The organism is Actinomycetes bacterium (genome assembly GCA_036000965.1).
Lineage (GTDB): Bacteria > Actinomycetota > CALGFH01 > CALGFH01 > CALGFH01 > DASYUT01.
The window spans coordinates 1-2,048 of sequence record DASYUT010000226.1 but is presented as its reverse complement, the minus strand read 5'-3'; the positions used below and the strand labels follow the sequence as shown (position 1 = coordinate 2,048).

Sequence of the window (2,048 nt, the reverse complement as noted above, 5' to 3'; positions counted from 1 at the left end):
AGCCGGTGGCGAATTGGTGGTAGGACTCGGTGTCGAAGTTGGCGTCGGTGACCGGGTAGAAGAGCACCTGCTGGCGGAACGCCGGACCGCCGCGCTGCTTGGCCAGCAGCGTGACCGCGGCGCTCATGTTCCCGCCGACGCTGTCGCCGGCGATCGCGATGCGGCTGCCGTCCAGTCCACGCTCCTGCCCGTGCTCGGCGACCCACTTGGCCACGGCGTAGCACTCCTGGATGGCCGTGGGGTATTTGGCCTCCGGGGAGAGGCTGTAGCTGGGGAACGCCACCGCGGCCTGCGCGCCGACGGCGAGCTCGCGGATGAGCCGGTCGTGGGTGTGGTTGTTGCCGAAGACCCAGCCGGCGCCGTGGATGTAGACGATCACCGGCAGCGGCCGGCGGGCGCCCTGCGGGCGCAGGATGCGCACCGACACCTGGCCCGACGGGCCGCCGGGCACGGTGGTGTCCGCGATGTCGACGCGTGGCTTCTTGACGGGGCCGGACTGGACCTCATCGACGGTCCTGCGACCCTGGTCCGGGCCGAGCTCAAACAAGTAGGGAGGGTTGGCGTTGGCGTCGGCGACGGCCTGCGCCTGCGGCTCGAGGTAGACGGGGTTGGGCATGACTGCCTCCTCCTCCGGGCCGCCCGGCAGCAGCAGGTCCTGCCGGGCGACGGTGACCGGATCGAGCGCGGACGGCACCGCCCACATGCGCGCAGCGACAGACGAGCACCGGCATGCGCCAGGTGATCGTCATCGGCGTCAGCCGTCCGACTCTGCCAGGCAGCGCGTGTGCACATCGCGGGAGCGGTGCGGCGGGATGCCTCGGATGCGCCCCGGACCTGGCCGGTCCTGGTCGCTCGCTCCTTCGGCCTTAGGCCGTACCCGCGTCAGGTGAGCGACGACGGACGCAGTGTAGCTGCACATCCGGCTCAGGTAAGGCAGTCGTTAGTGACTCGTGGACCGTACCGCCGCACCGGAAGCGGGTCAACCAGACTCGTCCTGCAGCGGGTAGCGCGGCGGGTGCCGTTGGCGGCGCTCTCCCTCGGAGGCCGGCCACCAGATCAGTGGTCGCCCAGCCCGCTGGCGTCCACTCCACTAGGTCTCTCCCGCCGTCTGCGGCCTCAGTCGGCAGCTACGGTGCTCAGCACGCCGGACTGCCGTCGTCGTCTCGTTGCCAGCCCAGCTCCCGCGCCATGGCAAACCAGGCGTGCGCTTGGGCGAGTTTGAGCTCAGCGCGCCGCAGGTGCTTCTCGATGTCGATGTTGGACCTGCCCTCCTCGGCGTCGATCTCCTCGTAGAGCGCCTCGCCGCTGCGGAGCGCCTCATACCCGCGCCGCATGGCGTCGTCCCAGGTCAGCTCCCTCCACTCCGACATGGCTCACCGCTTCCCCGCACGGTCCACGAGGACCTTCTCGCCTAGAACGACAGAGGTGACTTGAGTATGCCAAGCGGCTGCGCTTCGCGCCGCGGGCGCCCGGCTGGCAGTGCCGATCGACCGGCTGGCCACCACACCCCCCGGCGCCTACGATCCCGCACAGGTCCCCTGGCCTGGTGGCGGCCGGCTGACCCGTCTTGTGGAGCATGCGCCCCGCCACCCACCAGGCGCCCACCTGTCAGGGCAGGGATGGCGCGGTCGAACGCCGAGGAGGTCAGCGCGGGATGCTCAGCGCGTACGTGCTCATCCAGACCGAGGTCGGCAAGGCCGCCCATGTCGCCCAGGCGCTCAGCGACCTCGATGGTGTGGAGTCGGCCGAGGACGTCACCGGCCCCTACGACGTCATCGCCCGGGTCCAGGCGCCCGGTCTGGATCAGCTGGGCCGGCTGGTGGTCTCCCGTATCCAGGTCGTGGACGGCGTCACCCGCACCCTGACCTGCACGGTGCTCGGCCGGTAGCCGCATGATCGGTCACCGCGGCCCGAGCTCGAACTGCCGTGCAGCTGTGGCCGTACCAGCACCTAGGATGCCGAAGATTCAGCGCCTAGGGCAGGTGTCGGCGGCGTAGGCTCGCTTGGCTGCAGTGGCGCACGACCGGCGACCGATGCGACGCGGGTGA

General features: G+C 70.7%; 3 protein-coding genes. 1 reads left to right on the top strand and 2 read right to left on the bottom strand.

The annotated features are described in order from the left end of the window. Both VG276_20475 and VG276_20470 read right to left on the bottom strand, forming a co-directional pair. Window positions 1-616 (bottom strand): alpha/beta hydrolase (locus VG276_20475; GenBank protein HEV8651701.1); only part of this gene is annotated, 616 nt, incomplete at its 3' end. Between the two features lie 520 nt (window positions 617-1,136). Further along, a complete protein-coding gene (locus tag VG276_20470; protein HEV8651700.1) occupies window positions 1,137-1,370 on the bottom strand; it encodes a hypothetical protein in 234 nt (77 codons plus the stop codon). Window positions 1,371-1,654: 284 nt separating this feature from the next. On the opposite strand from VG276_20470, the gene VG276_20465 reads away from it, so the two are divergent. After that, the gene (locus VG276_20465) at window positions 1,655-1,888 is read left to right on the top strand and encodes an Lrp/AsnC ligand binding domain-containing protein (protein ID HEV8651699.1); all 234 of its coding nucleotides are present in this window, start codon (window positions 1,655-1,657) and stop codon (window positions 1,886-1,888) included. The last annotated feature ends 160 nt before the right edge of the window (window positions 1,889-2,048 follow it).

What these genes read in the sequence shown, in the direction of transcription:
- VG276_20470 (HEV8651700.1), bottom strand. Translation starts at nt 1,370, where the DNA reads ATGTCGGAGTGGAGGGAGCTGACCTGGGACGACGCCATGCGGCGCGGG.
- VG276_20465 (HEV8651699.1), top strand. Translation starts at nt 1,655, where the DNA reads ATGCTCAGCGCGTACGTGCTCATCCAGACCGAGGTCGGCAAGGCCGCC.